This window comes from Micromonospora sp. 4G55 (assembly GCF_016803375.1).
Genome location: NZ_JAEVHN010000423.1, coordinates 1 through 5,471 on the forward strand (window position 1 = coordinate 1; position 5,471 = coordinate 5,471).

The following is a 5,471-nucleotide window of genomic DNA, read 5'->3' on the forward strand; positions in this document are numbered from 1 at the left end:
CCGCGCGCGGGGCGAGCAGGCCGCCCGCGCCGAGGGCGAGACTGACCACGCCGAGCAGCCGGGGCAGCCCGGTGCCCCGGCCCTTGCCTTCCAACTCGTCCAGCACCGTCGGTTCGGTCCTGTCCACGTCCGCACCACCGTCACTCGGCCGTGACCGCCCACGGGACGGCCCGGCGGCCGGAAGCCGCCACGCCTGACGCTATGCCCACCAATCGCACCACGAACCCCGAATCAGCACGAAACCCGGACGCAGCTCCGGGCGGGGCGAGGGACGGGCCGGCTGGTCACCGGGCGTCGTCCCGCACCGCACGGCGCCGCCGGCGGTCGGCAGCGCTCCAGACACCGTCGGATGTGGCACGATTTTGCAGGTGACCAGCAGATCGCCCGAGGCGCAGCGCCTGAACGACCTCGCGCGGCTGCGCCGGGTCCGCGACCGGATCGACCGGGAGTACGCGCAGCCGCTGGACGTCGAGGCGCTCGCCCGCGGCGCGAACATGTCGGCCGGGCACCTCAGCCGCCAGTTCCGGCAGGCCTACGGCGAGTCGCCGTACTCCTATCTGATGACGCGGCGCATCGAGCGCGCCATGGCGCTGCTGCGTCGTGGCGACCTCAGCGTCACCGACGTCTGCTTCGCGGTCGGCTGCTCGTCGCTGGGCACCTTCAGCACCCGCTTCACCGAGCTGGTCGGTGTGCCGCCGAGCACCTATCGGGTCGAGCAGGCGCACGCGACGGCGGAGATGCCGCCGTGCATCTCGAAACAGGTGACCAGACCGGTCAGGAATCGAGAAGCGCAGGTCAGGTAGCCGCACATAGCGTGACCGCCATGAACGTCAGCATCCACCACGCCTTCTTTCCGCACACCGACGCGGACGCCGCCCTGGCCTTGATCCGGATCAACGAGTTGCGCTGAGCCGTCCGGCGGTCGGCGCGAGGCGAACGAGATGCCCGGCCGCGACCTGATGCGCGACAGCCCCAGCTTGGTCTGACGCCTCGGCCGGACGCGCCGGGTGGCCGAGGCCGCCGGGGCGCCACGGGCCGCAGCGGCATGGATACCGTGGTTCCCGCGCCGAGCGCGACCCCGACGGAGCCCGCGAAACGGCCCCGCCACACAGATGGAGACACGATGAGCATGGCCACGAGGACGGACCCGCAGTCGCCCGCGCCGCACGTCGCCGACAGCCACGATCTGATCCGCGTGCAGGGCGCGCGCGAGAACAACCTCAAGGACGTCAGCATCGAGATCCCGAAGCGCCGGCTGACGGTGTTCACCGGCGTCTCCGGCTCGGGCAAGAGCTCGCTGGTGTTCGGCACGATCGCCGCGGAGTCGCAGCGGATGATCAACGAGACCTACAGCGCCTTCGTGCAGGGCTTCATGCCGACGCTGGCGCGGCCCGAGGTCGACGTCCTCGACGGGCTGACGACCGCGATCATCGTCGACCAGGAGCGGATGGGCGCCAATGTCCGGTCCACGGTCGGCACCGCCACCGACGCCAACGCGATGCTGCGGATCGTCTTCAGCCGGCTCGGCCAGCCGCACATCGGATCGCCGCAGGCGTTCTCCTTCAACGTCGCCTCGATCAGCGGTGCGGGGGCGGTCACCCTCGAGCGCGGCGGGAAGACGGTAAAGGAGCGGCGCAGCTTCGCCATCACCGGCGGCATGTGCCCGCGCTGCGAGGGCATGGGCTCGGTCACCGACTTCGACCTGTCCGCGCTGTACGACGACAGCCTGTCGCTCAACGAAGGCGCGCTCACCATCCCCGGCTACAGCATGGACGGCTGGTTCGGCCGCATCTTCCGCGGCTGCGGCTTCTTCGACCCGGACAAGCCGCTCCGCAAGTACACCAAGCGGGAACTGCACGACCTGCTCTACAAGGAGCCGACCAAGATCAAGGTCGAAGGAATCAACCTGACGTACGAGGGGCTGATCCCGAAGATCCAGAAGTCGTTCCTGTCCAAGGACGTCGAGGCGCTGCAGCCGCACATCCGCGCCTTCGTGGAGCGGGCGGTGACGTTCACGACCTGCCCCGAGTGCGACGGCACCCGGCTCAGCAAAGAGGCCCGGTCGTCGAAGATCAAGGGGAAGAACATAGCCGACGTCTGCGCGATGCAGATCAGCGACCTGGCCGACTGGGTCCGCGGACTCGACGAGCCCTCGGTGGCCCCGCTGCTCGCCGGGCTGCGACACCTCCTGGACTCGTTCGTGGAGATCGGGCTGGGCTACCTCTCGCTCGACCGGCCCTCGGGCACGCTGTCGGGCGGCGAGGCGCAGCGCACCAAGATGATCCGCCACCTCGGCTCCTCGCTCACCGACGTCACCTACGTCTTCGACGAGCCCACCGTCGGGCTGCACCCGCACGACATCCAGAAGATGAACGACCTGCTGCTGCGGCTGCGGGACAAGGGCAACACCGTGCTGGTCGTGGAGCACAAGCCGGAGACGATCGCGATCGCCGATCACGTCGTCGACCTCGGCCCCGGCGCCGGTACGGCGGGCGGCACGGTCTGCTTCGAGGGCACCGTCGAGGGGCTGCGGGTCAGCGACACCATCACCGGCCGCCACTTCGACGACCGGGCCGCCCTCAAGGAGACGGTGCGCACCCCCACCGGCACCCTGGAGATCCGCGGCGCCGCCACCCACAACCTCCAGAACGTCGACGTCGACGTCCCGCTCGGGGTGGTCACCGTGGTGACCGGCGTCGCGGGCTCCGGCAAGAGCTCCCTGATCCACGGCTCGGTGTCCGGGCGGGACGGTGTGGTGTCGGTCGACCAGACCGCCATCCGCGGGTCCCGGCGGAGCAACCCGGCGACGTACACCGGACTGCTCGAGCCGATCCGCAAGGCGTTCGCGAAGGCCAACGGCGTGAAGCCGGCGCTGTTCAGTCCCAACTCCGAGGGCGCCTGCCCCACCTGCAACGGCGCCGGCGTCATCTACACGGACCTGGCGATGATGGCCGGGGTCGCCACCATCTGCGAGCAGTGCGAGGGGAAGCGGTTCCAGGCGTCGGTGCTGGAATACCACCTCGGCGGCCGCGACATCAGCGAGGTGCTCGCGATGTCGGTGACCGAGGCCGAGGAGTTCTTCGGCGCCGGCGAGGCGCGGATCCCCGCGGCCCACGCGATCCTGCAGCGGCTCGCCGACGTCGGGCTGGGCTACCTCAGCCTCGGCCAGCCGCTCACCACGCTCTCCGGCGGCGAGCGGCAGCGGCTCAAGCTGGCCACCCGGATGGCCGAGAAGGGCGGCGTCTACGTCCTGGACGAGCCGACCAGCGGCCTGCACCTCGCCGACGTCGAGCACCTGCTCGGCCTGCTCGACCGGCTCGTCGACGCCGGCAAGTCGGTCATCGTCATCGAGCATCACCAGGCCGTCATGGCGCACGCCGACTGGATCATCGACCTCGGCCCGGGCGCGGCCACGACGGCGGCCGGATCGTCTTCGAGGGCACCCCCGCCGACCTCGTCGCCGCCCGCTCCACCCTCACCGGCGAGCACCTCGCCGCCTACGTCGGCGCCTGACCGGCGTTCCTACCCTGTTCGGTTGACGGCGGCGGGGCCGAGGTGATCTCGGCCCGCGCCGGCGGTCAGGACGTGGCGCGGCGGCTCGGTCCCCAGGTGGGCCCGCTCTGGGAATCCTGCGCCGCGCCACGACGGCGCGGATCGCGGCAGTTGCGGAAGAACACTGGTGGACCAGGTCGCGGCCGACTCGGTTCTGCCCCTAGCGTGCTTCCATGGACAGGGCTCAGCACAGCCAGAGCGTACGTCTATCCAAGATCAAACGCCCCGGAGGCATCTTCTGGTTCGATCTGGAGCCGGTCCTCCAAGACCGTGACGGGATTTGGCTACGAGGCCCGGCTGGCTCGTCATGGGGTGCTCCGCACGACAGTGGCACTCTTCCGACTCACGACGGGCCGCCCTGGGTGGCGTGGTGGGTCGGCGACCCTACTGATCGGCGGCTTGAGATCGACGTGTGCCTCCCGCCGGAGCGTACCGAAGCAGGCTGGCGGTACATCGATCTCGAACTGGACCCGGTGCTCCACGAGCGGGATTCGCGTGTCGAGATCGAGGACTGGGACGAATACGAACAGGCGTGCCGCGACGGCTGGATGAGCGTGGATGACGCCCAGCTCGCACAGTCCACGGCCGAAGATCGGGCCGAGGCTCTCCGGCGCCGGGACGAGCCCTGGCAGGAGCGCGGATGGCAGTTGTTCTCTCAACAGACGTGAGGACTCATATGCCGCACGCTCATCGGCACGGCCGGACGCCGCGACGCCCGACCAGCGGCATGTTCGGATGTCGTTGACAGCCCATCGACGCCCGCGGAGCTGTTCCACGACAGGGTGCTGGTCGACCCCGGAGCTGGCCGGATACTCCGCTCCTAGCGGGCCTGAGGGAGCGTGACAGGGGTCAGGTTCTACGCACTGCGCTGGTGAAGCCGGCGATGAAGAGGGTGGCGAAGGTCCAGGCGAGCAGTTGCAGGAACCAGCTGGCGATGGTGAGGGTTTGGCCGGCGGGGGTGTTGGTGGGTTGGCAGCGATCGCGGGCGCCGGTTTTGATCAGTGGGGTGCCGAGGTCGAGGCCTACGCCGATCTGGTCGATGGTGGTGCAGGCGGTGGCTGCGACTGCTCCGGTGATCGCCGGCTTTTGGGCGAGGCCACCGTGGTGGCCGCTGGTGACGCTGAGGGTGACTGCGGTCGCAAGCGTGGCGAGGAGCAAGAGCAGGCAACGCCACGGCTGGTAGCCGTAGCCGAGGGTGATGCCGGTGAGGCGACCCCAGGCGCGTTCGGAGCTGGCCAGTCCGGCGCGCTGGATTTGGTCGCGGCGTTGGGCGATGAGAATAGTGCGGGCGTCACGGTCGTGGCCGGCGGCGCGGTAGGCGGCGGCGAGGTGCTGGTAGGGCTGGGCGGCGTAGCCGGGGGTGTGCTCGCGCAGCAGGGTCAGCCAGCGCGGCAGTGAGGCTGGCCGCGGCAGCCCGCTGTAGGTGAGCCCGTCCAACTCGATCAGCGATCCCTGGTCCGGTGCCATGTGCGTCGCTCGGTCGGTGTCGAGGCGGAAGGTCCCGCCGATTCGCACACCGGTTAGCACCAGCACCGCCTGGCCGTCTGCGCTGGTGGCGGTGAACCCGCCGTCCAGGAGCACATCCTGGTCCACCCGGAGTCCGTCGGTGTTGAGGGCGGGTCCGGTGGTGTTCCCCAGCCGTGCCCCGCTGCAGTACAGGACGCCGCCGATGTGGGCACCGGGCAGCTGGATCGTGCCTAGCTCGCTGGCGCTGGTGGCGGTGAACCCGCCGGCCAGGGCCACGTCCCGGTTGACCTGGAGGTGGTCGGCTTCGAGGGCGGGTCCGGTGGTGTTTTCCAGCCGTGCCCCGCTGCAGTCCAATGTGCCGAGATGGGCACCGAGTAGCCGGACCGTGCCCTGCTCGCTGGCACTGGTGGCGGTGAACCTGTCGCGCAGGAACACGTCCTGGTCGACCCGGA

Annotated in this window: 3 protein-coding genes and 1 pseudogene; 3 read left to right on the top strand and 1 reads right to left on the bottom strand. The window is 70.1% G+C overall.

The window, feature by feature from the left end; translation table 11 throughout:
• Positions 1-368: 368 nt before the first annotated feature.
• The 3 genes and pseudogenes from JNW89_RS26310 to JNW89_RS26320 all read left to right on the top strand — a co-directional run bounded on the left by JNW89_RS26310 (position 369) and on the right by JNW89_RS26320 (position 4,220).
• Positions 369-803 (top strand): helix-turn-helix transcriptional regulator, encoded by a 435-nt coding sequence (locus JNW89_RS26310; RefSeq protein ID WP_238451004.1) that lies wholly within the window; start codon positions 369-371, stop codon positions 801-803.
• A gap of 320 nt (positions 804-1,123) precedes the next feature.
• A pseudogene (locus tag JNW89_RS26315) lies at positions 1,124-3,513 on the top strand (ATP-binding cassette domain-containing protein).
• 212 nt (positions 3,514-3,725) lie between these two features.
• Positions 3,726-4,220, top strand: coding sequence for a DUF402 domain-containing protein (locus tag JNW89_RS26320; protein WP_238451005.1), 495 nt, complete (start codon positions 3,726-3,728; stop codon positions 4,218-4,220).
• 181 nt (positions 4,221-4,401) lie between these two features.
• Here the strand turns inward: JNW89_RS26320 and JNW89_RS26325 are convergent.
• The coding region (locus tag JNW89_RS26325) for a hypothetical protein (protein ID WP_238451007.1) at positions 4,402-5,471 on the bottom strand (1,070 nt) is incomplete at its 5' end.